This window comes from Geodermatophilus chilensis (genome assembly GCF_002802985.1).
In the GTDB taxonomy this organism is placed as follows: domain Bacteria; phylum Actinomycetota; class Actinomycetes; order Mycobacteriales; family Geodermatophilaceae; genus Geodermatophilus; species Geodermatophilus chilensis.
Genome location: NZ_NVPT01000086.1, coordinates 1 through 23,919, shown reverse-complemented (window position 1 = coordinate 23,919; position 23,919 = coordinate 1). Strand labels below are relative to the sequence as shown.

At 74.6% G+C, this 23,919-nt stretch carries 25 protein-coding genes; 11 read left to right on the top strand and 14 right to left on the bottom strand.

Features of this window, described 5'->3' with window-relative positions:
• Window positions 1-165: 165 nt before the first annotated feature.
• The gene (locus CNO22_RS15490) at window positions 166-387 is read right to left on the bottom strand and encodes a hypothetical protein (protein ID WP_100500221.1); all 222 of its coding nucleotides are present in this window, start codon (window positions 385-387) and stop codon (window positions 166-168) included.
• Between the two features lie 265 nt (window positions 388-652).
• Here CNO22_RS15490 and CNO22_RS15485 point away from each other — a divergent pair, with 265 nt between their 5' ends.
• Window positions 653-2,284, top strand: a complete 1,632-nt coding sequence (locus CNO22_RS15485; protein ID WP_100500220.1) for a glycoside hydrolase family 13 protein — start codon at window positions 653-655, stop codon at window positions 2,282-2,284.
• Between the two features lie 58 nt (window positions 2,285-2,342).
• On the opposite strand, the gene CNO22_RS15480 is transcribed toward CNO22_RS15485, so the two are convergent.
• The 3 genes from CNO22_RS15480 to CNO22_RS15470 all read right to left on the bottom strand — a co-directional run bounded on the left by CNO22_RS15480 (window position 2,343) and on the right by CNO22_RS15470 (window position 3,724).
• Window positions 2,343-3,056, bottom strand: a complete 714-nt coding sequence (locus CNO22_RS15480; RefSeq protein ID WP_100500219.1) for a cation diffusion facilitator family transporter — start codon at window positions 3,054-3,056, stop codon at window positions 2,343-2,345.
• Window positions 3,053-3,433, bottom strand: a complete 381-nt coding sequence (locus CNO22_RS15475) for an ArsR/SmtB family transcription factor (protein WP_100500218.1) — start codon at window positions 3,431-3,433, stop codon at window positions 3,053-3,055. The genes CNO22_RS15480 and CNO22_RS15475 overlap by 4 nt, the downstream gene beginning before the upstream one ends.
• A 96-nt stretch (window positions 3,434-3,529) precedes the next feature.
• Window positions 3,530-3,724: a hypothetical protein gene (locus tag CNO22_RS15470; protein ID WP_100500217.1), complete on the bottom strand. Its 195-nt coding sequence runs from the start codon at window positions 3,722-3,724 to the stop codon at window positions 3,530-3,532.
• A gap of 327 nt (window positions 3,725-4,051) precedes the next feature.
• Between CNO22_RS15470 and CNO22_RS15465 the strand changes: the two genes are divergently transcribed.
• The 3 genes from CNO22_RS15465 to CNO22_RS27745 all read left to right on the top strand — a co-directional run bounded on the left by CNO22_RS15465 (window position 4,052) and on the right by CNO22_RS27745 (window position 8,556).
• Window positions 4,052-6,919 carry an FAD-binding and (Fe-S)-binding domain-containing protein gene (locus CNO22_RS15465; RefSeq protein ID WP_232807065.1) on the top strand — a complete coding sequence of 956 codons (2,868 nt, stop codon included), beginning with the start codon at window positions 4,052-4,054 and terminating at the stop codon, window positions 6,917-6,919.
• On the top strand, window positions 6,912-8,072 hold the full coding sequence (locus tag CNO22_RS15460) for a MalY/PatB family protein (protein ID WP_100500216.1): 1,161 nt from the start codon (window positions 6,912-6,914) through the stop codon (window positions 8,070-8,072). The genes CNO22_RS15465 and CNO22_RS15460 overlap by 8 nt, the downstream gene beginning before the upstream one ends.
• Window positions 8,073-8,403: 331 nt before the next feature.
• On the top strand, window positions 8,404-8,556 hold the full coding sequence (locus tag CNO22_RS27745) for a hypothetical protein (RefSeq protein WP_157936959.1): 153 nt from the start codon (window positions 8,404-8,406) through the stop codon (window positions 8,554-8,556).
• A gap of 129 nt (window positions 8,557-8,685) precedes the next feature.
• Here CNO22_RS27745 and CNO22_RS15455 read toward each other — a convergent pair whose 3' ends face one another.
• Window positions 8,686-9,621, bottom strand: coding sequence for a patatin-like phospholipase family protein (locus tag CNO22_RS15455; RefSeq protein WP_100500215.1), 936 nt, complete (start codon window positions 9,619-9,621; stop codon window positions 8,686-8,688).
• A gap of 184 nt (window positions 9,622-9,805) precedes the next feature.
• Here CNO22_RS15455 and CNO22_RS15450 point away from each other — a divergent pair, with 184 nt between their 5' ends.
• From CNO22_RS15450 to CNO22_RS15435, 4 genes are read left to right on the top strand one after another with little or no spacing between them, the layout of a single operon-like run.
• Window positions 9,806-10,225: a hypothetical protein gene (locus CNO22_RS15450; RefSeq protein WP_100500214.1), complete on the top strand. Its 420-nt coding sequence runs from the start codon at window positions 9,806-9,808 to the stop codon at window positions 10,223-10,225.
• Window positions 10,222-10,542, top strand: a complete 321-nt coding sequence (locus CNO22_RS15445) for a hypothetical protein (protein WP_100500213.1) — start codon at window positions 10,222-10,224, stop codon at window positions 10,540-10,542. Before CNO22_RS15450 ends, CNO22_RS15445 begins: the two co-directional genes overlap by 4 nt.
• Before the next feature lie 31 nt (window positions 10,543-10,573).
• Window positions 10,574-11,161 (top strand): helix-turn-helix domain-containing protein, encoded by a 588-nt coding sequence (locus CNO22_RS15440; protein ID WP_157936958.1) that lies wholly within the window; start codon window positions 10,574-10,576, stop codon window positions 11,159-11,161.
• Window positions 11,158-11,490, top strand: coding sequence for a HepT-like ribonuclease domain-containing protein (locus CNO22_RS15435; RefSeq protein WP_100500211.1), 333 nt, complete (start codon window positions 11,158-11,160; stop codon window positions 11,488-11,490). Before CNO22_RS15440 ends, CNO22_RS15435 begins: the two co-directional genes overlap by 4 nt.
• A gap of 49 nt (window positions 11,491-11,539) precedes the next feature.
• Here the strand turns inward: CNO22_RS15435 and CNO22_RS15430 are convergent, their stop codons facing one another.
• The 4 genes from CNO22_RS15430 to CNO22_RS15415 form a co-directional block, all read right to left on the bottom strand.
• Window positions 11,540-12,016, bottom strand: coding sequence for a peptidase associated/transthyretin-like domain-containing protein (locus CNO22_RS15430; RefSeq protein ID WP_198588362.1), 477 nt, complete (start codon window positions 12,014-12,016; stop codon window positions 11,540-11,542).
• Entirely contained in the window at window positions 12,013-14,181 is a 2,169-nt protein-coding gene (locus CNO22_RS15425; RefSeq protein WP_100500210.1) for a putative bifunctional diguanylate cyclase/phosphodiesterase, read from the bottom strand. Before CNO22_RS15425 ends, CNO22_RS15430 begins: the two co-directional genes overlap by 4 nt.
• 76 nt (window positions 14,182-14,257) lie before the next feature.
• Window positions 14,258-14,842 (bottom strand): hypothetical protein, encoded by a 585-nt coding sequence (locus CNO22_RS15420; protein WP_100500209.1) that lies wholly within the window; start codon window positions 14,840-14,842, stop codon window positions 14,258-14,260.
• 13 nt (window positions 14,843-14,855) lie between these two features.
• Window positions 14,856-16,004: a zinc-dependent alcohol dehydrogenase gene (locus tag CNO22_RS15415; protein ID WP_100500208.1), complete on the bottom strand. Its 1,149-nt coding sequence runs from the start codon at window positions 16,002-16,004 to the stop codon at window positions 14,856-14,858.
• 196 nt (window positions 16,005-16,200) lie between these two features.
• Between CNO22_RS15415 and CNO22_RS15410 the strand changes: the two genes are divergently transcribed.
• A complete protein-coding gene (locus CNO22_RS15410; RefSeq protein WP_100500207.1) occupies window positions 16,201-18,075 on the top strand; it encodes a putative bifunctional diguanylate cyclase/phosphodiesterase in 1,875 nt (624 codons plus the stop codon).
• Window positions 18,076-18,085: 10 nt separating this feature from the next.
• On the opposite strand, the gene CNO22_RS15405 is transcribed toward CNO22_RS15410, so the two are convergent.
• The 3 genes from CNO22_RS15405 to CNO22_RS15395 all read right to left on the bottom strand — a co-directional run bounded on the left by CNO22_RS15405 (window position 18,086) and on the right by CNO22_RS15395 (window position 20,114).
• Window positions 18,086-18,907 carry a sulfurtransferase gene (locus tag CNO22_RS15405; protein WP_100500206.1) on the bottom strand — a complete coding sequence of 274 codons (822 nt, stop codon included), beginning with the start codon at window positions 18,905-18,907 and terminating at the stop codon, window positions 18,086-18,088.
• Window positions 18,908-19,026: 119 nt separating this feature from the next.
• Window positions 19,027-19,254, bottom strand: a complete 228-nt coding sequence (locus CNO22_RS15400) for a hypothetical protein (RefSeq protein ID WP_100500205.1) — start codon at window positions 19,252-19,254, stop codon at window positions 19,027-19,029.
• A gap of 266 nt (window positions 19,255-19,520) precedes the next feature.
• Complete coding sequence (locus tag CNO22_RS15395) at window positions 19,521-20,114, bottom strand: AAA family ATPase (RefSeq protein WP_198588361.1); 594 nt, start codon at window positions 20,112-20,114, stop codon at window positions 19,521-19,523.
• Window positions 20,115-20,272: 158 nt separating this feature from the next.
• Here CNO22_RS15395 and CNO22_RS15390 point away from each other — a divergent pair, with 158 nt between their 5' ends.
• Window positions 20,273-20,563, top strand: coding sequence for a DUF1540 domain-containing protein (locus CNO22_RS15390; protein ID WP_100500204.1), 291 nt, complete (start codon window positions 20,273-20,275; stop codon window positions 20,561-20,563).
• Here CNO22_RS15390 and CNO22_RS15385 read toward each other — a convergent pair.
• The gene (locus tag CNO22_RS15385; protein WP_100500203.1) at window positions 20,548-20,976 is read right to left on the bottom strand and encodes a hypothetical protein; all 429 of its coding nucleotides are present in this window, start codon (window positions 20,974-20,976) and stop codon (window positions 20,548-20,550) included. The two genes, CNO22_RS15390 and CNO22_RS15385, sit on opposite strands and share 16 nt — an antisense overlap.
• Before the next feature lie 160 nt (window positions 20,977-21,136).
• Window positions 21,137-21,712: a hypothetical protein gene (locus CNO22_RS15380; RefSeq protein WP_100500202.1), complete on the bottom strand. Its 576-nt coding sequence runs from the start codon at window positions 21,710-21,712 to the stop codon at window positions 21,137-21,139.
• Window positions 21,713-21,796: 84 nt separating this feature from the next.
• Between CNO22_RS15380 and CNO22_RS15375 the strand changes: the two genes are divergently transcribed.
• The gene (locus CNO22_RS15375) at window positions 21,797-23,500 is read left to right on the top strand and encodes an alkaline phosphatase D family protein (protein ID WP_232807064.1); all 1,704 of its coding nucleotides are present in this window, start codon (window positions 21,797-21,799) and stop codon (window positions 23,498-23,500) included.
• The last annotated feature ends 419 nt before the right edge of the window (window positions 23,501-23,919 follow it).

The window sequence follows — 23,919 nt, the reverse complement described above, 5'->3', positions numbered from 1 at the left end:
TAGATAAGAAGGAGGGTGATGTATGGTGTTTTTATTTTCTAGCTGGAGACGGCATACGAATTCGACTCCGGTCTCGTGGGATCGGAAATGTGTATAAGAGACGGGGTGGCCGGTCAGGACGTCGGCTACGCGGAGGAGACCGGGGCCGCGCCCGGGAGGGGGCCGTCAGTCGTCCTGCTGGGCGGCGGCCCGGCGCTCGGCCCCGGTCTCCTCCGCGTAGCCGACGTCCTGACCGGCCACCCGCCCGACGAACGTGTCGGACTCGCCGGTCCCGGTGGTGGCCTGGGCATCGGGGGCGTCGTCCGGCCCGCCGCCAGTGGCGCGGGTCAGCGCCTCGGCGTCGTCGCGGTCGACGTCCTCCTCACCGGGCCGAGGGTCTGTGTCCATGTCGCCGTCCTCCCGGGGTGTCTGCTGATCGGTCCTGCCGTACCCCGCGGGCTCGATCAGCTCACCGGAACACCCGGGCGTTGGGCGGCAGCGGTCCGGTACCCCGGCATCCAGACCTCCGGCGCGTCCCGGTGGGCCCGTCCAGGCCCATCCACACCGGGCGTCACACGCGACCTGGGCGCTTGGCGGGTTCTGCCAGCGCTCCCTCACCACTTCGTGGGATCTGTCGCACAACCTCGGGTCCGGATCCGCCGATGGTGGCGGCATGGCACGCCGCCTCTCCCTCGCGAGGACCCAGACCCAGCGCCGGGTCGCCCCCGCAGCCGCGCCGGCCCCCTGGTGGCGGGACGCGGTGGTCTACCAGGTGTACCTGCGCTCGTTCGCCGACAGCGACGGCGACGGCATCGGCGACCTGCGCGGGCTGCGGCAGCGGCTGCCGTACCTGTCCTGGCTCGGCGTGGACGCGGTCTGGATCAACCCGCACTACCCCTCGGGCGGCGCGGACGGCGGCTACGACGTCGTCGACTACCGGGCGGTCGACCCGGACTACGGCGACGTGTCCGACCTCGAGGCGCTGGTGGACGACGCCCGCCGGCTCGGCCTGAAGGTCGTGCTGGACGTCGTCCCCAACCACACCTCGGACCAGCACCCGTGGTTCCAGGCGGCGCTGGCCGACCCGGACTCCCCCGAGGCCGGGCGCTACCACTTCGCGCCGCCGTCGGAGGAGCCGCCGAACAACTGGCAGTCGCTCTTCGGCGGGCCGGCCTGGTCGCGCACCCCGGACGGCCGCTGGTACCTGCACCTGTTCGCCTCCGAGCAGCCCGACCTCAACTGGCGCGACCCGGTGGTGGCCGAGGACTTCGAACGGACGCTGCGCTTCTGGCTCGACCGCGGCGTGAGCGGCTTCCGCGTCGACGTCGCCTACGGCCTGTTCAAGGACGCCGGCCTGCGGGACAACCCGGGCGCCTACTCCCCCACGCTGTTCGGCCACGGCCCCGAGCAGGCGATGACCTGGAACCAGCCCGAGGTGCACGACGTGTGGCGCCGCTGGCGGTCGATCTGCGACGAGTACCCCGACACCATGCTGGTCGGCGAGGTCTGCCTGGCCGACCTCGAGCAGGTCGCGCTGTACTCCCGGCCCGACGAGCTGCACCAGTCGCTGTCGTTCCGGCTGCTGAAGTCGCCGTGGGCCACCGCGCCCTTCGCCGAGGCGATCGCCAGCGCCCTGGACGCCTACGGGCGGGTCGGCGCGCCGGTGTCGTGGGTGCTGGGCAACCACGACAAGGAGCGCCAGGTCACCCGCTTCGGCGGCGGCGAGGTCGGCGCCGCCCGGGCCCGCGCCGCGGCGCTGCTGACGCTGGCGCTGCCCGGTTCGGCCTACCTGTACGCCGGCGACGAGCTGGGCCTGCCGCAGGCGCACGTGCCCGACGCGGCCAAGCAGGACCCGATCTTCCACCGCAGCGGGGGCGCCCGCGCCGGCCGCGACGGCTGCCGCGTGCCCATGCCGTGGAACCCGACCGAGGGCGTCGGCTTCTCCCCCGAGGGCGCGGCCGAGCCGTGGCTGCCGATCCCGGCGGACTGGGGCCGCTACGCCGTCTCGGTGCAGACCGGCCAGGGCGGCTCGACGCTGACCCTGCACCGGCGCGCGCTGGCGCTGCGCAAGGCGCACCCGGCGTTCGCCTCCGGCTCGGCCACCGTGACCACCCGCGGCGACGTGCTGACCATCCGGTCGGTCGGCGGCGGCGAGGCGGTGCGCTGCGTGGTCAACATGGGCGGCGAGACGGTGCTCGCCGGCTGCCCGGGCCAGGTGCTGCTCGCCTCCACCGCGGCGGTCCGGCGCTCCGGCGGCACGGTCGCGCTCCCGCCGGACAGCGCCGTCTGGGTGCTCGAGGACTGAGCCCGTCGCACGACGCCGCTCACCGGGCCCGTTCCCGGGGCGTGGGCCGGCGGGCGGCCTACGACCCGCTGCCGGGCGTGCAGCAGGCGCCGGCGCACCCGCACCCGGCACCGGCCACGTCGCGGTCCTCGCCCGGGTGTCCGGGGGCACAGCAGCCCTCGCCGCGCCACGCCTCGATGCCCTCGCGGACGGCCACGACGGCGATGACCAGCCCGGCGACCGGGTCGGCCCAGCCCCAGCCGAGGGTCGCGTTGAGCACCAGTCCGAGGAGCAGGACCGCGGACAGGTAGGTGCACAGCAGCGTCTGGGTCGAGTCGGCGACCACCGCGCGGGAGCCGAGCGCGCGTCCGGTGCGGCGCTGCGCCCAGGACAGGAACGGCATGACGACCAGCGAGGCGAGGGCCAGGCCGATCCCAACCGGCGAGGCATCCGGCTCGCCGCCGGAGACCAGCGCCCGGACCGACTCGACGGTCACGTACGCGGCCAGCGCGAGGAACGAGAACGCCATCAGGCGCAGCGCCTGCCGCTCCCGGGACTCCGGCAGCCGGTGGCGGAACTGCCACAGGACGATGAGCCCGCTGGAGACCTCGACGACCGAGTCGAGGCCGAACCCGACCAGCGCCACGGAACCGGCCGCCAGCCCCGCAGCGACCGCGATGACCGCCTCGATGACGTTGTAGACCACCGAGGCACCGGCCAGCAGTCGCGCCCGACGTCCCAGTGCCGTCCGCCGGGCTGCGCTCGGGGCCGGCTGCGCGTGGACGGCGCTCACCGGTGGGCCGCCTCGCCGTAGGTCGGGCACAGCGCAACCGCGTCGCCGGTGACCGCGAGCAGCCGCTCGGCGGCGGCCAGCACGTCGAGCAGTTCCGGTGCAGCGGCCAGCGACCACATCGACGCCCGTCCCTGCGGCCGCGAGGCCACCAGCCCGCAGTCGCGCAGGCAGGCCAGATGCCCGGACACGGTCGACTGGGCCAGGCCGAGGTGCTGGGTCAGGTCGACGACCCGGTGCTCCCCGAGGGCCAGGTGGCGCAGGATCACCAGCCGCGTCGGGTCACCCAGGCTGCGGAACACGCAGGCCGCCGTCGACAGCGCGGCAGCCTCGTTGACGGCCGGCTCACTTGTGGCGCTCGAAGTCGATGTCATCGCCATGGACCGATGATGCCGTAGAGGCGGCTGCACCGCCAGGACGCACCCCCACACGGACACGACACGGTGGGGCCACCTCGTCCTGGTCGCCCCTCGGGGTCACGACTCCGGCCGGGAGCCGTGCCGCATGGACCGCCGACGGTCGTGCGCGATGCTGACCAGCTGCGCGACGGCGAGAGCGCCCGTGCTCGCGGCCGACCACCAGACCCCTGCGACGGCCGAGACCAGCCCCAGTGCCGCGAACACCCCGATCAGCCACCAGCGGACGTGCTCCCGCGGGCTCCTCGTGTCCACAGACCAGGTGGCACCACCGGCCCCGCGTGGGGACGAGGAGGTCGGCCATCCGCCGTCACGTCGGCCGGGTGGGCGTTCCCGCGGGAACGCCCTCGGGGGTGACACCTCGTCCGCGTTCCCGCGGGAACGTCTCCGCGGGAACGTCTCCGCGGGAACGTCTCCGCGGGAACGTCTCCGCGGGAACGTCTCCGCGGGAACGCGGTGCCGATGTGGGCCGGCGCTCCTGCGAGCAGGACGCCGGCGGGCCGACCCGGACGGGGCCGACGTTGCCGACGAGCCTGCGCGGTGTACAAGGAGGAGGCACTCACCCGCACTCCGAGGAGCTCCATGGCCCCCCTGACGAGCAGCCCGGCGACCGACCTGACACCGGCGCTGCGCCGGGCGGGGGTCGGCGACGTCGACGACTCCGGCCTGACCCGGGCGCTGTACTCCTCCGACGGCTCGCTCTACCGCGTGCTGCCGCGCGCGGTGGTGCGCCCGCGGCACCCCGACGAGATCGAGGCGACCCTCGCCGTCTGCCGGGAGCTCGGCGTGCCGTTCACCGCCCGGGGTGCGGGCACCTCGATCGCCGGCAACGCGGTCGGCCCCGGCGTGGTGATCGACACCAGCCGGTACCTGTCGCGGGTCCACGCGGTCGACCCCGAGGCGCGGACGGCGACCGTCGACCCCGGCGTGGTGCAGGCGGCGCTGCAGACCGCGGCCCGGCCGCACGGGTTGCGCTTCGGCCCCGACCCGAGCACGCACAACCGCTGCACGATCGGCGGGATGATCGGCAACAACGCCTGCGGCTCGCGCGCCCTGGGCTACGGCCGGACGTCGGACAACGTGGTCGGCCTCGACGTGGTCACCGGCGCCGGTGAGCGGCTCACCCTCGGGCCCTCGACCGCCTCTCGGGCGCGAGAGGCGACGGGGGACGGCGGGGTGCTCGGCGAGCTGCAGCGGCTGGTGGACGGCGAGCTGGCGGCGATCCGCACGGAGCTCGGCCGCTTCGGCCGCCAGGTGTCGGGCTACTCGCTGGAGCACCTGCTGCCCGAGCGCGGCTTCGACGTCGCCCGCGCGCTGGTGGGCAGCGAGGGCACGCTCGCGGTGGTGCTCGGCGCGACCGTGCGGCTGGTCACCGACGCCCCGTTCCGCGGCCTGGTGGTGCTCGGCTACCCCTCGATGGCCGACGCCGCCGACGCCACCCCGGGGCTGCTGCCGCACGAGCCGACCGCCGTCGAGGGCCTGGACCAGCGGATCGTGCAGCGGCTGCGCGACGTCCCCGCGGCCGTCGTCCCCGACCTGCCCCGCGGCGACGGCTGGCTGATCGTCGAGCTAACCGGCGACTCCGTGGCCGAGGTCGAGGCCAAGGCGAAGGGCGTGCTGGCCGACGCCGGCGCGCTGGACTCGCTGGTGGTCACCGACGTCGCCGAGGCGGCGGCGATCTGGCGGATCCGGGAGGACGGCGCGGGCCTCGCCGCCCGCACCTCCGACGGCCGCCCCGCGCACGCCGGCTGGGAGGACGCCGCCGTCCCGGTCGAGCAGCTGGGCGCCTACCTCCGCGAGTTCGAGGCGCTGCTGGACCAGCACGGGCTGCAGGGCGTCCCGTACGGCCACTTCGGCGACGGCTGCGTGCACGTGCGGATCGACTTCCCGCTGGGGCGCGGCGAGGACCGTGGCCGGGAGGCCTACCGGGCCTTCGTGACCGACGCCGCCGCGCTGGTGGCCCGCTACGGCGGCTCGGTGTCCGGCGAGCACGGTGACGGCCGGGCGCGCAGCGAGCTGCTGTCGTCCATGTACTCCCCCCACGTGCTCGGCCTCTTCGAGCGGGTGAAGGGCCTGTTCGATCCGGCCGACGTCCTCAACCCCGGCGTCCTGGTGCGCCCGGCGCGGGTCGAGGACGACATCCGCGTGGCCGCCGCGCCGCGGCGGACGACGGATCTCGCGCTGGCCTACCGGCACGACGGCGGTGACTTCTCCGCCGCGGTGCACCGCTGCACCGGCGTCGGCAAGTGCCGGGCCGACCTGCAGGTCGGCGGCGGGGTGATGTGCCCGTCGTGGCCGGCGACGCGGGAGGAGAAGGACACCACCCGCGGCCGGGCCCGGGTGCTGCAGGAGATGCTCGCGCCGGGCGGGCCGGTGCGGGACTGGCGCTCGCCGGAGGTGCACGAGGCCCTCGACCTGTGCCTGTCGTGCAAGGGCTGCTCGCGGGACTGCCCGACCGGCGTGGACATGGCCTCCTACAAGGCCGAGGTGCTGCACCAGAGCTACCGCCGGCGGCTGCGCCCGCGCTCGCACTACACGCTGGGCTGGCTCCCCCGCTGGGCCGACGTCGCCGCCCGCGCGCCCCGGCTGGCCAACGCGGTCACGCGGTCACGCCTCGGCGGCCGGGTGGCCAAGTGGGGCGCCGGCGTCGACCAGCGACGCTCGCTCCCGTCGTTCGCCTCCCGCACCTTCCGGGAGGCGTGGGCGGAGCGGCCGGCGGTCGACGGCCGTCGTGGGGCGGGTGGGCGAGCAGTGGCCCTGTGGGTCGACTCGTTCACCGACCACTTCGCCCCCGAGGTCGCCGAGGCCACCGCCGCGGTGCTCGAGGACGCCGGCTACCGGGTGCAGGTGCCCCCGGCCGAGGCGTGCTGCGGGCTGACCTGGATCACCACCGGCCAGCTGGACGCCGCCCGCCGCACCCTGGGCCGCACCGTGGAGCTGCTCGCCCCGCTGGTCGACGCCGGCGTCCCGGTGGTGGGCGTGGAGCCCTCGTGCACCGCGGTGCTGCGGCACGAGGCCCTGGAGCTGGTCGGTGGGGCGGCCGCGGAACGGGTCGCCGCGGGCACCCGCACGCTGGCCGAGCTGCTCCGCCAGACGCCGGGCTGGACGCCGCCGTCCCTGGTCGGGGTGGAGGTCGTCGCCCAGCCGCACTGCCACCACCACGCCGTCCTCGGGTGGGCCACCGACGAGCGGTTGCTGCGCGAGGCCGGCGCCACGGTGACCCGGGTGGGTGGCTGCTGCGGGCTGGCCGGCAACTGGGGCGTGGAGCGCGGTCACCACGAGGTGTCGGTGGCGATCGCCGAGCACCAGCTGCTGCCCGCCGTCCGCGCCGCCGGGCCGGACGCCGTCGTGCTGGCCGACGGGTTCTCCTGCCGCACGCAGCTCGACCAGCTCGCCGACCGCGAGGCCGTGCACCTGGCCCAGCTGCTGACCCGGGCGGCCCGTGCCTGACCTCCGGTTCGACGACCTGACCGTCGCGGAGCTGCGGCGCCGCGGCGGCCTCAAGTGGTCGCTGTACCCCGGGGCTATCGGGTCGTTCGTCGCGGAGACGGACTTCGGCACCGCGCCGGCGGTCACCGAGGCGCTGCACGCCGCCGTGGACGCCGCGGCCTTCGGCTACCTGCCGCCACCGCTGCTGCAGGCCATGTCGGAGGCGTACACGGCGTGGTCGGCCGACCGGTACGGCTGGGCAGTCCCACCGGAGCGGGTGCGACCGGTGGCCGACGTGCTGGCCGCCCTGGCCGCGGCGATCGAGCACTTCTCCCGCCCGGGCAGCCCGGTCGTCCTGCCGACGCCGGCCTACATGCCCTTCCTGACTCTGCCGCCGGCGCTGGGCCGCGAGGTCATCGAGGTGCCGATGGCGCGGGACGGCGACCGGTACGTCTACGACCTCGACGCGCTGGACGCGGCGTTCCGCACCGGCGGGCACCTGCTGGTGCTGTGCAACCCGCACAACCCGATCGGGCGGGTGCTGGAGCCCGCGGAGATGATCGCGGTCGCCGAGGTGGTGGAGCGGCACGGCGGGCGGGTGTTCTCCGACGAGATCCACGCGCCGCTGGTGTACCTCGGGCACCGGCACGTGCCCTACGCGTCGCTCGGCGAGGTCCCGGCCGGGCACGCGGTCACCGCCACCTCGGCGTCCAAGGCGTGGAACCTGCCGGGCCTGAAGTGCGCGCAGCTGGTGCTCTCGAACGACGCCGACGCCGAGACGTGGGCGCGGGTGGGGCTGCACGCCGAGCACGGCGCCTCGACCCTCGGCGTCGTGGCGAACACCGCCGCCTACACCGGCGGCGCCGGCTGGCTGGACGACGTCCTCACCTACTTGGACGGCAACCGCCGACTGCTGGCCGACCTGGTCGCCGAGCACCTGCCCGGCGTCCGGTGCACCCCGCCCGAGGGCACCTACCTGGCCTGGCTCGACTGCCGGGAGCTGGACCTGCCCGAGCCGGGCGCGTTCTTCCTCGAGCGGGCCGGGGTGGCCCTGACCGACGGCGTCCTGTGCGGCGTGGCGGGCACGGGCTTCGTCCGGCTGAACGTCGCGACCCCGCGGCCGGTACTCGTGCAGACGGTCGAGCAGATGGGCGCCGCGCTGGCCGCCCGCTGACCACGGCCGACGGGTCGTGACGGCAGTCGCCTGTACGGCCTGAGCCGCACGGTGCCCTGAGAGCGCTCCAGGGACAGCGGGCTGACACCGCACCCGGTCACCAGCCTCTCGCCGTGACCGGGAGTGTGTGTCCCCATCGCGGCCACGCCTGGAGAGGACACCGTGGGGCATCGGTCTGGATCCATGCGTGCATCGAGTGCGCCTACGAGGAGGACCACGACACTCGAGACGCGACCGACGTCTGCTCCTGCGTCCCTCCGGGCGCTGAGCAGGTGCCCGCAGCCGACTCGCTGGTTGCCCGCTACGAGCGCCGCAGGTGCGGGGCGACAGAGTGTCCGTCGAGGACCAGCTGGGCCAGCGGTGGGCGCTGCTTCGACCACCGGTCGCAACCCGGGAGGAGACCGAACGCCTGCTCCGACAGGTCCAGGAGGACTTGGCGAGCATGTCGATCATCCAGTTCCGCGAGAAGTACGAGTCCGGGTGAGGTGACCCTCGCTCCAGCAGCGGCCGGAGGAGCTCGAGGACGTCGTTGACACAGGCTCTCCGGGAGCTCCTCGACGACGGATGGCGATCGCGTCGGCTCGTGCGGCGGTGACGGCGCGCTGGCCTGCAGTCAGCCGGTCAGCCCGGCCAGGAAGGCGTCCGCCTGCTCCCGTCCCGCGTCGAACAGCCGGCGGATGAACGCGGGCCTGCGGTCGAGCTTGCTGGGCAGGTCGAGGTCGAGGTCCAGGTCGATCTCCCGGATCTCGATGCGCCGGTACGGATCGCCGAGACGGTCCGCCCACTTGTTGACCTTGCGGATGAGGTGCAGCTCCTGCTCGAGCGACAGGTTGCCGGCCAGCTCGTTCCGCCGGTCCGCGATGTCGCCCACCGTCTTCGGCTCGGTGGCCCGGGCGCGCGGGTTGATCCGGATCACCCAGATCTCCTCCGGGCCGGCGTCGGGCAGCTGGCGCACCGGCGGGTTCTGGCTGAACAACCCGTCCCAGTAGTACCGGCCCCGCTCCTCGACGGCGCGGAAGAGCAACGGGACGGCGGCCGAGGCCAGCACGGCGTTCACGGTGATCTCCCGGCGCCGGCTGGAGAAGGCCTTGACGTCACCGCTGAGGACGTCGACGGCGCCGACCAGCAGCAGCGGCTGATCCTCCTGCGGGGACTCCTGCAGCCGGGCCAGCCGGTCGACGTCCACGTGGCGGGTCAGCAGGTCGGTGAAGGCGGGGCCGGCGACGTTCGGATAGGCGTAGGGGCTCACCGTCGGGAGCGCCACCCGCCCCTCCAGCCGGGCCAGACCGACCAGCCAGGCGTTCGCCGCCCTCCCGCTCAGTGTGGTCGCCGCGTTGGCCTCCCAGAAGCGCTCCAGCAGCCGGCCGGCCTCGGCCGCGCCGCCGGTCAGCAGGCCGTACCAGGCCAGCAGCGCGCAGACCGCGCCACCCGAGGTGCCGGACAGCCCCACGACCCTGTGGTTCCCATCGGCCAGCAGACGTTGCAGCACACCGCCGGTGAACGCCGTGTGGCTGCCGCCGCCCTGACAGGCGATCGCGACCGTCCTCATCCGGAACGCCTCCCCTCGGACCCCGGTGCCTGCCCACCATCTCCCAGCCGGACAGGTGCTGCCGCGTGAGCGCACGCGGACGCGCCCCGACCCGGCCAGCCCGTCGACGAGGTCACGGCACACGTGCCTGCTGCCCGCTCCCGAGGAGGTCCGGCGCTGACACGCTGCTGCGTAGGTTGGCCTCATGTCGTGGCGGCCGGACCAGCCGAACCCACCGCACCGTCTCGACCACTACGCCCTCCGCGCCGGTGAGCTCCGCCGCCCGGACGGCACCGACGGCGGTCACGTCCTCGTCCTGCCCGAGGTCCACTGGCAGCGGTTGGGCGGCCGCCTGTGGTGGCGGCGATGGGGAGAGCCCACGACCACCGCAGACGTGTGGGTGTCCGCCGACGAGGTGGACCCGTCGTACCAGCTGGGCTGGTTCTGGGGCGACCTGCTCGACGAGATGCTCGACCGGTGGGACGCCGGGCGCGTGCTGATCGGCCCCGACACCGAGTACGAGGTGTCCTGGCTCGATGACGAGGCCTCGGCCGTGGTCGCCCGTGAGGTCTTCGGCGCGGACCTGGACGAGGAACGGGTGGACCGGGCGGTGGAGCCGAGGTGACCGATCCGGACGGCTTCCCTGCCGTGCCGAAGTACCGGCAGCGCACCTGGATCGGCCGGACCGAGCGCCAGCACCGGGCGGTGCGCCGCGCGGCCCGGCGTGGACGGAGTCATCCCGACCCGGTCATCGCCAAGGCCGCGCGGGACTGGGCACGGGGGGTGCTCGCGCCGTCCCGACGGCGGACACGTGGCCTGTGGGAACTCGTCCTCGCCCTCGTCGGGGACCCCTTCGGCGGGACACTGGGGACGACGCTGGCCGAACGCCGGGTCGCCCGGCGGATCCTCGCGGTGGAGCCGCCGGCGACCGAGGACCGCTGATCGCCAACCGCCGTCGCGGTGGGGACGACACGTGACCTCCCCCGGCTCGCGGCGCGGACCGGTCGACGCATCGACGATCCGCTATGTTGATCACATGCCGCTCCTCACGGACTCAGCGAGTCTGCTGCGTGAGGCCCGCCGACGCGCCGGCCTGACACAGGCCGAACTCGGGCAGCGCGCCGGGGTGACCCAGAGTGTGATCAGCGCCTACGAGTCAGGCCATCGCCAGCCTTCGCTCCCGGTCCTGCTGGGGCTCCTGCGGGCCAGCGGCCATGCCCTCGACGTCTCGCTGGTGGCCACCGACGCCGCCCGGCCGGCTCCGCTGTCCGGTCCGCTCGGTCGCCGGCTGTGCCGGCACCGGCGCCGGATCAGGGCCGTCGCTGCGTCCTACGGGGTCCGTCGCCTGTCCGTGTTCGGCAGCGTCGCGCGCGGCACGGAGGCTCCGGACTCCGACCTGGACCTGCTGGTGGACCTGCCCGAGGTGATGAGTCTCTTCACGCTGGGTCGCCTGCGCCGCGACCTGGAGGACATCATGGGCGCCCGCATCGACCTCGTCCCGGCCGACGGTCTCAGACCGGACGTGCGCGTGAACGTCGAAGCCGACCTGGTGTCCTTGTGAGCCGCCACACGAGGCAGTGCCTGCTCGACGTGCTGGCCGCCCTGGACGCCATCGACGACCACGTCAGCCGCGGAGAGCTGTCGGATGGCCTGGTCTTCGACGCCGTGCGCGTACGCCTGATCGAGATCGGCGAGGCCGTCAAGGGACTACCGGCGGAGGTGCTCGCGACCGAACCGCGGCTGCCGTGGTCGGAGATCGCCCGCATGCGGGACCTCCTGGCCCACCGCTACTTCGACACCACCCATGCCGTCATCGCTGCCACCGTCCGGGAGGACCTGCCTCAACTGCGTCAGGCGATCGACCGCCTCCTCCAGGTCGCCGGAGACTGACCGGACCAGCGGGTCGGCCGAGCCTGGAGGTACTCCGCACCGGCACGCATCAGTTGCTCGGCGGGGCGCCGGTCGGCGGGGTGCCGCCGGGACCACCAGCGGGCGGCGCACCACCCGGGACGCCCGAGGGCGCGCCGTCGCCGCCCGTGCCGCCACCGGTCGGGGTGGTGCCCGTGTCGACGCCGACGGCGAGGCGCACGGTGTAGCCGCTGGTGACGTCACCGGTCACGGTGGCCAGCTGGCTGGCGCCGCCGTCGTCCCCGAAGACGTTGTCGCCGGTCAGGCTGACCTGGGACAGGTTGCTCACCGACGCCTCGTAGCCGGTGGTCGCGTAGACCGCCTCGCAGACGTCCTGCGGCAGCGCGACCTGCGAGGTGGCGATGGCGTTGGTGGAGTCGGTGATGCTGCCCTGGTCCGGGTAGACCTCGAAGTGGATGTGCGGCCAGCGCCCGGTGTAGCTCCAGAGGTCGTCGTCGCTACTGACAGCGACGGTAGAACTCGTCTCCGTGCACGCGCTGGACGTCACCTGGAAGAACGCTGGACTCCGCGCACCCGCAGCTCCCGGGGCACCCGCGCCACCGACGGGTGCATCTGCAGGCGCGGGCGGGCGAACACCGCGGCCGGCAGCGCCATCGGCAGGTGCTCGGCCACCGCCGGACGGGCCAGCAGGAAGCCGCTGGCCGAGTCCACGCCGAGCACGCTGAGCGCGCGCAGCTGCTCGAGGGTCTCGACGCCCTCGGCGATGACGTCGGCGTCCAGGGCGTGCGCGAGGGTCACGATGCTGGAGAGCACCGCCTCGCCGCGCGCCGTCCCCAGGTCCTGCACGAAGGACCGGTCGATCTTGATGACGTCGACCGGCAGGTCGCCCAATCGGGCCAGCGAGCTGTAGCCGGTGCCGAAGTCGTCGATCGCGACCGCCACGCCCAGCGCCCGCACCTGCTCCAGCACCTCGGCCATGCACGAGGAGTCGGCGAAGGTCGACTCGGTGACCTCGATGCCCAGCCGGTCGGCGGCCAGGCCCACGCGGGCGAGGTGCGCGGCGACCAGCCCGGGCATCCGGCGGTCGACCAGCTGCTGCGGAGAGACGTTGAACCACACCCGCAGGCCGGGGATGTGCGCCCAGCGGGCGGCCTGCTCGACGACCCGCCCGAGCACCCACTCCCCCAGCCGCGACACCAGTCCGGCGGCCTCGGCGACCGGGATGAAGTCCAGCGGGGGGACGACGCCGCGCTCGGGGTGCCGCCAGCGGACCAGCGCCTCCACGTGGGTGATCCGCTCGTAGCGCAGGTCGAAGGCCGGCTGGTACTCCAGGAAGAACTCGTCGCGGTCCAGCGCCAGGCGCAGGTCGCGCTCGGTCCGCACGCGGTGCACCGACTGCAGGTGCATCTGCTCGTCGAACCAGGCCGCACGTCCCCCGCCGCCGTCCTTCGCCCGGTGCAGCGCCGCGTCGGCCTCCCGCAGCAGCGTGTCCAGGTCGGCCGGCACGGTCGACGACGAGAGCCCGACGCTGGCGGTGACCGCCAGGCGGGCGCCGGTCTCCACCGGTTCGGAGAGCGCGGCGATCACCGCGTCGGCCATCCGGTCGGCGGCCACGGCGGAGGCGTCCACCATCACCATGACGAACTCGTCGCCGCCGAAGCGGGCCACCAGTTCGGTCGACCCGGCCAGGTCGGCCAGCCGCCTCCCGGCGACCGCAAGCAGGGCGTCGCCGGCCGCGTGGCCCAGGCTGTCGTTGACCAGACCGAAGCGGTCGAGGTCGACGAACAGCACGGTCAGCCCGGCGACCGGCCACCGGTCGAGGACCGTGCCGACCTGCTCCGCCAGCCCGGTCCGGTTGAGCAGCCCGGTCAGGTCGTCGTGGGTGGCCTGGTGCGCGAGGTCGTGCTGCGCCCGTTCGGCGTCCGTGCGCGCCCGGCGCTCGGCAGCCAGCAGCCGCTCGCGCTCCTCCTCCATGGCCCGCCGCTCACCGACGTCCCGGAAGTAGACCCCGAGCCCGCCCCGGCGCAGGGGGAACACCCGCGTCTCCGACCACAGGTCGGCCGCGGCGTAGCGGGCCTCCACCGTCACCGGACGCCCCGTCCGCACGGCCTCGCGGTAGGCCTCCTCGATCGGCGTGCCGAGGAGGTCGGGGAAGCACTCCCACAGGTCGCCGCCGACGACGTCGTCGCGCGAGACGCCCAGCCGGGCCTCGGCCTGCGCGTTGATGTAGGTGATCCGCCAGTCCGCGTCCACCCCGACGTACATGTCGCTGAACGACTCCAGGCTGTCGACCACCTCGGCCGCCGCGCGCCGGGTCTCCGCCGTCCGGGCCGCTTCGGACTCCGCCGCGGTCATGTCGCGGAAGAAGACGTAGGCCCGGGTGGAGCCGCCGTCGGAGAACAGGGCACTGGTGACCTCGGCGGGGAAGGTCGACCCGTCGCGCCGGCGCAACCGCAGCACCCCGCGGTAGGCGCCGTCCCGGCCGCGGACGGCCACGGCCTCGGCCCACGCCGGATCCCGCAGGTCGGCGACGTCCGCCCGCCCGAGCTGGACGAACTCGGCCTCGGACCACCCGAGCAGCTCGCACGCCCGCGCGTTCGCCCGGTGGATGCGTCCGTCCGGCGAGGTCAGCAGGAAACCGTCGATCCCCTGCGCGAACATCGCCTCGTAGACGTCACCGGGCAGCGACGTGTGCTGCAGGACCTGGGACATGGGAACGGAGTCGGCCGGAACCCGCTTCCGCTTGATCGGGTTCCACAATAGGGGTGAGGAACCGTGCGGTCGCCGGTCAGCGACGCAGGGCCCGCACCAGCCGTCGGGCGCCGGTCCAGGTCACCGCGGCGCCGGCCACCCACGGCCCGGCGACGACCACCGGGTCGAGGACGTGGTGCCGGGCGTCCGAGCGCCCGCGCCGCGAACGCAGCCCGCCGCGGGTGAGCTCACTGCGCAGTCCGGACGCCGGTACGTCGGGGGGCCCGGAGGCGAACGAGCGCAGGTGGCTGCCCCAGGCGTCGATCCGGTCGCCGACGATCAGCAGCAGCCAGTGCGCCAGCCGACCCTCGCTGAACCGCCGGTAGGCGAACCGGCGCACCACGCCCGACAGCCCCCTCAGCGGCTGGGCGGTGCCGAAGACGGGGGTGACGAAGGCGTGCTCGATCGACCGCTCCCGCGGCTCCTTCTCCGGCTGCCGCTCCGGGAAGTCCCAGTGCGCGCCGGTGGTCTCCGGCGCGTACCGCAGCTTGGGGTGCGACGGCCGGTCCGCGGGGTCGAGGTCGGCCCCCCAGCCGGGGATCCGGGCCCGCAGCTGCTCGGGCGTCTCGCGGGGTGCGCGCTTGTCCCGGACGTAGGCGCTCGGGACGTCGGGGTCGGTCATCGTCGCTCCTCCCTCAGGCCGCATCGGGCAGGACCAGCGGCTTGATGCAGCCGTCGAGCTTGGCGGAGAACACGTGGTAGGCCTCGGCGATGTGCTCCAGCGGGAACCGGTGGGTGACCATCGCCCGCGGCGTGAGGTGGCCGTTGCGCACGTGCTCGAACATGCGTGGCCACTGGCGCTTCACCGGCGTCTGGTTCATCCGCAGGGTGAGCCCCTTGTTCAGGGCGTCCCCGAACTTCACCGCGCTGGGGATGGGCCCGTACGCGCCGACGACGGAGACGGTGCCGCCCTTGCGCACCCCGTCGATCGCCCAGTTCAGCGCCACCGGGGAGCCACCCTGCAGCTTGAGCTTGGTGCCGGCCACGTGCTGGAGGAGGTTGCCGTCGGCCTCCGCCCCCACCGCGTCGATGACGACGTCGGCACCGAGGAAGTCGGTCTGCTTCTTCAGCTCGACCACGATGTCGTCGTACTCGTCGTAGTCGAGGGTCTCCGCGTGTGCCATGCTCCGCGCCTTCTCCAGCCGCTCCGGCAGGTGATCGACGACGAGAACCCGGCCCGCGCCCATCAGCCAGGACGACTGGGCGGCGATCAGGCCGACCGGGCCGGCACCGAGGACGACGACCGTGTCGCCCTCGGCAATGTCGCCCAGCTGCGCACCGAAGTACCCGGTCGCGGCGGCGTCGGTCAGCAGGACGGCGTCCTCGTCGTGCATCCAGTCGGGGATCGGCACGGGGCCGACGTCGGCGAACGGGACGCGCACGTACTGCGCCTGGCCGCCGTCGTAGCCGCCGGTGGTGTGGGAGTAGCCGTAGATGCCACCGACGGCGGTGGCGTTGGGGTTGACGTTGTGGCAGTTGCTGTACAGGCCCCGGGCGCAAAACCAGCAGCTGCCGCAGAAGATGTTGAACGGCACCATGACCCGGTCGCCGACCTGCAGGTTCTGCACGGAGGACCCGACCTGCTCGACCACCCCGATGAACTCGTGGCCGAACGTGTGCCCGATCCGGGTGTCCGGCATGAGGCCGTGGTAGAGGTGCAGGTCCGAGCCGCAGATCGCGGCCAGCGTGACCCGCACGATCGCGTCGTTGGGGTGCTCGATGGCGGGGACGTCCTTCTCCTCGACCCGCACCTTGTAGGGCCCCCGGTACACCATGGCCCGCATCGCAGCCTCTCCTCGCACTCGCGGGTGGCGGAGCGACCGCCGCCCGTTCGCCGGGGACGGCTTCCCGGCTCCTCCGACCCTGACCGACCCGGTCCGGCCCGGCCAGTCGAGGGGGTCTGCGGAACCGGTTCCCCGGACGGGTGAGACCCGCCGGACGGCGCTGGAGAGCCCCGGCCGCGGGGTCGAGGACAGCTGCATGTTCCCGGCACTGCACCAACGGCTCACGACGGCCCTGCCCGAGGGCCGGCACCTGCCCGAGGAGGTCTGGAACCGGCGGCACCGCGCCGTCCTCCGGGTCGCGGCCGCGCAGGCGGTGGGTCTGGGCGTCATGGCGCTGCTGCTCGGCCGGTCGCCACTGACCGCCGGGCTGCTCGCGCTCGCGGTGGCCCACCCGCTGGTGTTCACGGTGCTGCGGGGGGCCGGTCGCGGGCTGCGCTCGGCGGCGGCCACGGCCAGCCTGCTCACCGCCTCGGTGGTCCTGGTGCACCTGATGGAGGGCCTCACCGAGGCGCACTTCCACTTCTTCGTCATGGTCGGGCTCGCGGCGCTGTACCAGAACTGGGTGCCCTTCGGGATGGCGCTGGCCGTCGTCCTCGCCCACCACGGCGTCGTCGGCACGCTGTTCCCGCAGGCGGTCTTCGGGCACGGCAGCGCGCAGCACTCGCCCTGGACCTGGACCTGGGCGCTGGTGCACGGTGCCTTCGTGCTGGCCGCGAGCCTGGCCCACCTCGCCGCCTGGCGGCTCAACGAGCAGCAGGGGCTGCGCGACCCGCTCACCGGCCTGGCCAACCGCACCCTGCTGCTGGAGACCGCGTCCCGGATGCTGGCCCGCCGCTCGGGCTCGACCAGCGTGCTGTTCCTCGACCTCGACGACTTCAAGGACGTCAACGACTCCCGCGGGCACGCCGTCGGGGACCAGCTGCTGACCACGGTCAGCCAGCGGATCGCGGGCTGCGTGCGCTCGGTCGACCAGGTGGCCCGGCTCGGCGGCGACGAGTTCGCCGTCGTGGTCGCCGGCTCCGCTCGCACGGCCGCCGAGATCGGCGAGCGCGTGCTCAGCGCCCTGGCCGACCCGGTGGTCGTCGACGGCCGGCCGGTCCACGTGCGGGTGAGCATCGGCGTCGCCGACTCCGCCTCGGCCGGGGACCGCTCGGCCGGCACGCTGCTGCGCAACGCCGACCTGGCGATGTACCTGGCCAAGTCCGCGGGCAAGAACCGCGTGGTCGTCTACGCGGAGGGCATGGAGCGGGCCGCCCAGACCAAGGCCGAGCTCATCACCGACCTCGACTCCGCCGTCGCCGAGGGGCAGCTCGCCGTCCACTACCAGCCGACGGTCGAGCTGACCGAGGGCGCGACCACCGGCTACGAGGCGCTGCTGCGCTGGGAGCACCCCACCCGCGGGCTGGTGCCCCCGATGGAGTTCATCCCGCTGGCCGAGGAGAGCGGCGCCATCGTCGAGATCGGCCGCTGGGTGCTCACCGAGGCGACCGGCCAGGCGGCCCGGTGGTCGCACGAGGCCGGCCGGCCGATCGCCATCGCGGTCAACCTCTCGCCGCGGCAGCTGCTCGACGACGACGTGGTGTCCACCGTGCGCACGGCGCTGGCCGACAGCGGGCTGCCCGCCGGCCAGCTGACCCTGGAAGTGACCGAGGGCGTTCTCATCCACGACGTCGAGGCGGTGGTCGACGTGCTGCGGGCGCTGCGCGGCCTGGGCGTGCGCATCGCGATCGACGACTTCGGCACCGGTTACTCCAGCCTGTCCTACCTGCGCCGGCTGCCCGCGGACGTCGTGAAGATCGACCGCAGCTTCGTGCAGGACCTGGGCTCCGGTGGCCGCTCGACCACCCTGGTGGCCTCGATCATCGAACTGGCCCGCAGCCTCGAGCTCGAGGTGGTCGCCGAGGGCGTCGAGACCGAGGAGCAGCACGCCATCCTCGGCCGGCTGGCCTGCTCGCACGCGCAGGGCTACCTCTTCGGCCGCCCCCGGCCCGCTGCCGTGCAGGGACCCGCCGTCCCCGCGCAGGTCCCCCCGGCACCCCGCCCGGAGGCGCTGGTCGCCGTCCGGTCCTGACCGGCCCCGGTCAGGACGGCCGGTCGCCGACCGCCACCGGCCGGTCCGGGGCGGCGCTGTACTGCGACCAGGAGCCCGGGTAGAGCCGGCCCGGCGGGAGGCCGGCCAGCTCCAGCGCGAGCAGGTCGTGGCAGGCGGTCACCCCGGAGCCGCAGTAGGCCACTACGTCGCTGTCGGCGGTGACCCCGGCCGCGGCGAAGGTCGCCCGCAGCCGCTCGACCGGCAGGAAGCGGCCGTAGGCGTCGAGGTTGGCCCGGCAGGGCACGTTGACCGCGCCGGGCACGTGCCCGGCGCGCGGGTCGACCGGCTCCCGGTCCCCGCGGTAGCGCTCGGGGTCGCGCGCGTCGAGCACCACCGCGGCCGGGTCGAGGACGTCGTCCGTGCCGGCCAGCCGCTGCGCCGGCCACGGGCGCGCGGTGAACACAGCCGGGGCCGGCTCCACGGCGTCCTGCTCCAGCAGCCCGTCCCAGGCCGCGATGCCGCCGTCGAGCAGGGCCGCGTCGTGCCCGGTCGCCCGCAGCATCCAGACCAGCCGGGCGGCGATCACCCCGCCGGCGTCGTCGTAGGCCACCACGGTGTCGCCGTCCCCGATGCCGAGCGCCGCCATGCCCTCGGCGAAGACCTCCGGCTCCGGCAGCGGGTGCCGACCGGCCCCGGGCTCGGCGGGTGCGGCCAGCCGGCGGTCCAGGTCGACGAAGACCGCGCCGGGCAGATGCCCGGCGTCGTAGGCGGCGCGGCCGGACCGGCCGTCGAGGTACCAGCGGACGTCGGCGAGGACGACGTCGCCGCGGTGCTCGTGCAGCCAGGGGACGTCGACGACGGGCGGCAGCATGCCGGCGACCCTACGACCGCGATGGGGTGGACGCCCCGGGCGTCGACGGCCGGGTGGTCGACCTGCGCGGGTCACCGACCGCGAGTTCCTCGGGTGCACTCCCCTGCTCGGCGGGCGTCTCAGCCCCGAGGCACCCAGGTCAGCACGTCGCCCCTGCTGTCCGCCCCGCCCGGCAACGCCTCCGCTGTCTCGAGGTGACGCACGGTCCGCCACTGGCCGGGAGCCCAGGCGCGCAGCACCAGCCCCTCCTCCGAGAACGCGATGAGCGTTCCTGCCTCGGTGGCCAGCATCCCGGCCTCCACCCGTTCGTCCTGGTCTTCCGCGACCTGCACCGTCCACGCCGGCATATCGTGCTCCCCCTGCCCGCGGCGTCCTGTGCGACACCTGCAGTCAAGAATCAACTCGGGGTTGCCCCCGGCCGTCAACCGCCCGGTGCGCGCCCTGGCCCTGCGTGAAGGAACCGCATCGGACGGGATCGGCTCAGGCGCGCCAGACCGGGCGCACCAGCCGGCGCAGGTCCGGGCGGCGGCTCGGGCGGTCCGGCCGGGTGGAGGCCCAGGTGCGCCCGCCGGTGCGCAGGCCTGAGCCGACCCGGCCGGGTCTCCCGGGGACCTCAGGCCGCCGCCCCGCCGAGCACGTCGGCCAGCGTGAGGCGACCGGCCCGCACCCGGTCGACGACGGTCACCGCGTCCAGCCCGCCGGCACCGTCCGGGCCGGCGACCGCTCGCAGCAGGGCGCTCCACCGGGTGGCGTGCCGGTGCATCGACCGCGCCGGGATCGCCCGGCCGCGGGCGGTCTGCCCGCTCTCGGCCAGCTCGCGCGACGCGTCCAGCAGCACCAGCCGCACCGAGCGCCCGGCCCACTGTGCGGTCCGCAGGACGGCGGCCCGCCACCACGGCCGGGTCCAGGGGTCGGTGAGGACGACGACCGGCGCCGGCCCGGCGACAGCGCGCAGCACCCGCACGCGGTGCCAGGCGTGCACCAGCGGCCGGACCACCCGGTACGGGAGGCGGACGGCGACCGCCTGCACCCGGGCCGCGACGTCCTCGGAGTCCAGGCCGACGACCCCGGGCGCACGCTCGGCCAGGAGCCGGCGCAGCAGAGTCGTCTTGCCGCTGCCCGGGAGTCCGCCGACGACCACCAGGACGCCGTGCGGTCCCCCGTGCCCGCGGGCCGGGGCGGGGATCGGTCCGGTGTGCACGGCCACGTGCGGCCACCTCCTCCGTGTCCCCCGCCATGGTCCCCGCCGATCCTCGGCGACGGATGTGGATCGGCTGTGAGACGGCTGTGAGATGCGGCGCTGACCTGCACGTAGGCAAGCCTCAGTTTGCTGGCGGGCCCCTGCCGGCCGTGCCAACCTGGGGCATGACCTCTCTCCAGGACATGCCCCAGGTGCAGGACTGCGCCGTCGACAGCTGCTCGTACAACGCCGAGCACAGCTGTCACGCAGGTGCGATCACCGTGGGTGGCGACCACGCCCACTGCGGCACCTTCGTGGAGATCAGCTTCCGCGGCGGGCTGGACCGCAACGGCCTGGTCGGCGCCTGCCACCGCTCCGACTGCGTGCACAACGACAAGCTCGAGTGCCACGCCTCCGGCGTCCGCGTCGGGCCGAGCACCGACGCCGCCGACTGCCTGACCTACGAGCCCAGGTAGTCCAGGTCCCCGAGCGACTCGGCCGACAGCCGACCGGCCGGGTCGGCGCGCAGCGCGCCGTCGGCCACGGCCAGTGCGGCGACCGGGTCGTCGTCGTCCACCAGGACCGCCCGACCCCCGGTGGCCACCGGACGCAGGGCCGCGAGCACCGCGCGGCGGTCCGGGGCGGTCAGCCCGTCGGTGACCCGGTCGATGAGCACGATGGTGGCCGGGGCCTCGCGCACGGCCTCGATCGCCGCGATGCGCCGGTGCACGTCGTCGTCCGCGGCTGCCGCCAGTCGCTGCACGCGGACGGCCGAGTGTCCGGAGGCGCAGCGGCCGCTGTCGTCGTCGAGCGCGGCCATCACCTGGCGCCGGACGGCCGCCGGGCCCAGCAGCACGGTCACGTCGCCGACCGGCAGTCGCAGCCCCACGCGGATCTCCCTCGCCTCGTGCTCCTGCCCGTCGCCGGGCCCGGTAAGGCGAGGCTAACCTCCGTCGCGCGTCGCCGTCCACCCCTCGCCGTCCACCCCTCGCCGGACAGCAGAGCGGCGCCACCCCCACCGGGGACGGCGCCGCTGTCGTGAGCGCCGGTCAGTCGTCGTCGCCGTCGCGGTCGTGGTGGCCCCACCCGCCGCGGTGGCCACCGCCCCACGGCCGGTCGCCGTCCGCGTTGACCCAGTCGGTGACCTGCTGCTCCAGGTCGGCCAGCCGCTGGTCGGCCTGCTCCTGGGTCAGCCGGCCCTCCTCGACGGCCTCGGCGACGCGCTCGCGCACGTCCGCAGCCAGCGCGTCGACGACCGTCTGCACGTCGACGCCCCGGTCCTCCGCGACCGTCGCCAGCGTCGCGCCGTCGACCTCGAGCGCGGTCCGCAGCTCGTCCTCGGTCATGCCGAGCGCCTCGGCGGCGGTCTCGAGGCCGTGCCAGCCACCGTGGTGACCGTGCCACCCGAGGTCGGCCTCGCCGAGCGTGGTGGCGACCTCGTCGGCCTGCTCCTGGGTGATCGACCCGTCCTCGACCAGGCCGGAGAGCGCGTCCTTGATCCGGTCCACGACGGACGTCGACGTGCCGTCGGTGTCCTCGGTGTCGGCGACGGCGGGAACGGCCACGGCCAGTCCGGTCAGCGTCAGGGCGCCGGCTGCGGCGGCGGCGACCAACTTCTTGCGCACGGTGGTCTCCTCGGTCAGCGGCCGGTGTGTCCAGCCGTCGGGGAGATGGTCGGACGCGAACCTGTGACGGAGCTGGCAGCGCCCGTGGCCTCGCTGGGACCCGGACCCCAGCCGTTCACCGGGCCCTCGCCGGGCGTGCACCTGCGCGTCGTCCCGGCGTCCGACCCGGACAGCAGCGTGGACCCCGACCCGAGCACCTCGAGGACGGAGCACCCCGTGTCCCACTCCCCCGACGCCCTCCCCGGTCCGGTCGCGGCCGGGCTGTCCCGCCGCCGGCTCCTGCAGGGCGCAGCCGTCCTGGGCGCCGGGATCGGCCTGGGCGCGCTGGGGGGCACCGCGCCCGCGGCGCTCGGCGCGCCGGGGTTGCTGCGGTCCCGGCCCGAGGTGCGCTGGGGCGTGCAGACCGGCGACGTCACCGCCCGCTCCGCGGTGGTGTGGTCGAAGACCGACCGCCCGGCCCGGATGCTGGTGGAGGTCGCGGCGACGGCCGACTTCCGCCGTCCCCGCGGGCGCTGGCGGGTGGACGTCGGACCGGACACCGACCACACCGGGAAGGTGCTCCTCGACGGCCTGCCGGCCGGGACGGAGCTGTTCTACCGGGTGCACTTCGACGACGACGGGCAGACCAGCGAGCCGGTGCTCGGCCGCCTGCGCACGGCGCCGCGCGACCGGCGGGACGTCACCTTCGCCTGGTCCGGCGACGTCGCCGGCCAGGGCTGGGGCATCAACCCCGACACGGGCGGCATGACCGGCTTCGAGGCCGTCCGCCGCCTGCAGCCGGACTTCTTCGTGCACTCCGGCGACAACGTCTACGCCGACGGGCCGCTGCAGGAACGCGTCGTGCTGCCCGACGGCCGGGTGTGGCGCAACGTCGTCACACCGGAGAAGAGCAAGGTCGCCGAGACGCTCGACGAGTACCGGGGGCAGTACCGCTACAACCTGCTCGACGCCAACGTGCGCGCGCTGGCCGCCGAGGTGCCGCTGCTGGTGCAGTGGGACGACCACGAGGTGACCAACAACTGGTACCCGGGCGAGGTCCTCACCGACGAGCGGTACACCGTGACCGACGTCGACACCCTGGCCGCCCGCGCACGCCGGGCGTTCGGCGAGTACACGCCGATCGGTGGCGACCGGGTGCAGCGCGCGCTGTCCTACGGGCCGCTGGTGGAGGTCGTCGCGCTCGACCTGCGCAGCCACCGCGGCCCGAACACCGACAACCTCGCCGCGGAGGGGCCGGGCACCGTTCTCCTCGGAGAGGACCAGCTGGCCCGGGTGAGCCGACAGCTGCGGACGTCGCGGGCGCTGTGGAAGGTGGTCGCCTCCGACATGCCGATCGGGTTGGTCGTCCCCGACGGCGAGGTCGCCCAGGAGGGCATCGCCAACCGCGATCCCGGTCGGCCCGCGGGCCGCGAGACGGAGATCGCCCGGCTGCTGTCGGACCTCCAGCGGCACGGCGTCCGCAACGTCGTGTGGCTGACCGCCGACGTCCACTACACCGCCGCACACCACTACTCCCCCGAGCGCGCCGCCTTCGACGACTTCGACCCGTTCTGGGAGTTCGTCACCGGGCCGCTGCACGCCGGCACGTTCGGCCCCAGCGAGCTCGACGGCACGTTCGGCCCGCGGGTGGTCTTCTCGCGGACCGGGGCGCGGGCGGGCGAGGAGCCCAACGACTCCTCCCAGTTCCTCGGGCACGTCCGCATCGACGGCGACAGCGGCGTGATGACCGTGGAGCTGCGCGACGTCGGCGGCCGGGTGCTGCACCGCACCGACCTGACGCCGTCCTGATCCCCGCTCCCCGGCGGGGTCCCGCCGGTCCTGCCGGGCGAGTCGGCGCCCCACCCCACGCGCGACCGACGAGGTCGGTCCCCGGTGGGACGACGGCGTCGATGACGGCCCAGGTCGAGCTCCCCAGCAGCAGCCCGAACGCGAAGCCCCCTGCGCCCCAGGCAAGCTTCACGTTGGCCACGGTCGCCGTCCGGAGCAGCTCGCGGTCGCCCACGGCCAGGGGTCGGGTGGTCACCTGGGTGGCCTTGGGACCCACTGTCACACCCGGCCGGTCAGCCGGTACCGCCGCTCAGTAGGGCGGTGGTTCGGTGACGGCGGTCAGGCCGGACGGTGTGGTGACGGTGAGGGTGCCGTCGGGGGTGAGGGTGTGGGCCCAGCCGGGGGCCTGGTGTTTGCCGCGGTGGTCGCTGGTGCAGTAG

Excerpts from the sequence above, each read along its gene's own strand:
- CNO22_RS15390 (WP_100500204.1), top strand. The coding sequence starts at position 20,273 with ATGACCTCTCTCCAGGACATGCCCCAGGTGCAGGACTGCGCCGTCGAC.
- CNO22_RS15475 (WP_100500218.1), bottom strand. The coding sequence starts at position 3,433 with ATGGCGATGACATCGACTTCGAGCGCCACAAGTGAGCCGGCCGTCAAC.
- CNO22_RS15450 (WP_100500214.1), top strand. The coding sequence starts at position 9,806 with ATGTCGTGGCGGCCGGACCAGCCGAACCCACCGCACCGTCTCGACCAC.
- CNO22_RS15415 (WP_100500208.1), bottom strand. The coding sequence starts at position 16,004 with ATGCGGGCCATGGTGTACCGGGGGCCCTACAAGGTGCGGGTCGAGGAG.
- CNO22_RS15465 (WP_232807065.1), top strand. The coding sequence starts at position 4,052 with ATGGCCCCCCTGACGAGCAGCCCGGCGACCGACCTGACACCGGCGCTG.
- CNO22_RS15405 (WP_100500206.1), bottom strand. The coding sequence starts at position 18,907 with ATGCTGCCGCCCGTCGTCGACGTCCCCTGGCTGCACGAGCACCGCGGC.
- CNO22_RS15490 (WP_100500221.1), bottom strand. The coding sequence starts at position 387 with ATGGACACAGACCCTCGGCCCGGTGAGGAGGACGTCGACCGCGACGAC.
- CNO22_RS15455 (WP_100500215.1), bottom strand. The coding sequence starts at position 9,621 with ATGAGGACGGTCGCGATCGCCTGTCAGGGCGGCGGCAGCCACACGGCG.
- CNO22_RS15400 (WP_100500205.1), bottom strand. The coding sequence starts at position 19,254 with ATGCCGGCGTGGACGGTGCAGGTCGCGGAAGACCAGGACGAACGGGTG.
- CNO22_RS15485 (WP_100500220.1), top strand. The coding sequence starts at position 653 with ATGGCACGCCGCCTCTCCCTCGCGAGGACCCAGACCCAGCGCCGGGTC.
- CNO22_RS15420 (WP_100500209.1), bottom strand. The coding sequence starts at position 14,842 with ATGACCGACCCCGACGTCCCGAGCGCCTACGTCCGGGACAAGCGCGCA.
- CNO22_RS15410 (WP_100500207.1), top strand. The coding sequence starts at position 16,201 with ATGTTCCCGGCACTGCACCAACGGCTCACGACGGCCCTGCCCGAGGGC.
- CNO22_RS15425 (WP_100500210.1), bottom strand. The coding sequence starts at position 14,181 with ATGTCCCAGGTCCTGCAGCACACGTCGCTGCCCGGTGACGTCTACGAG.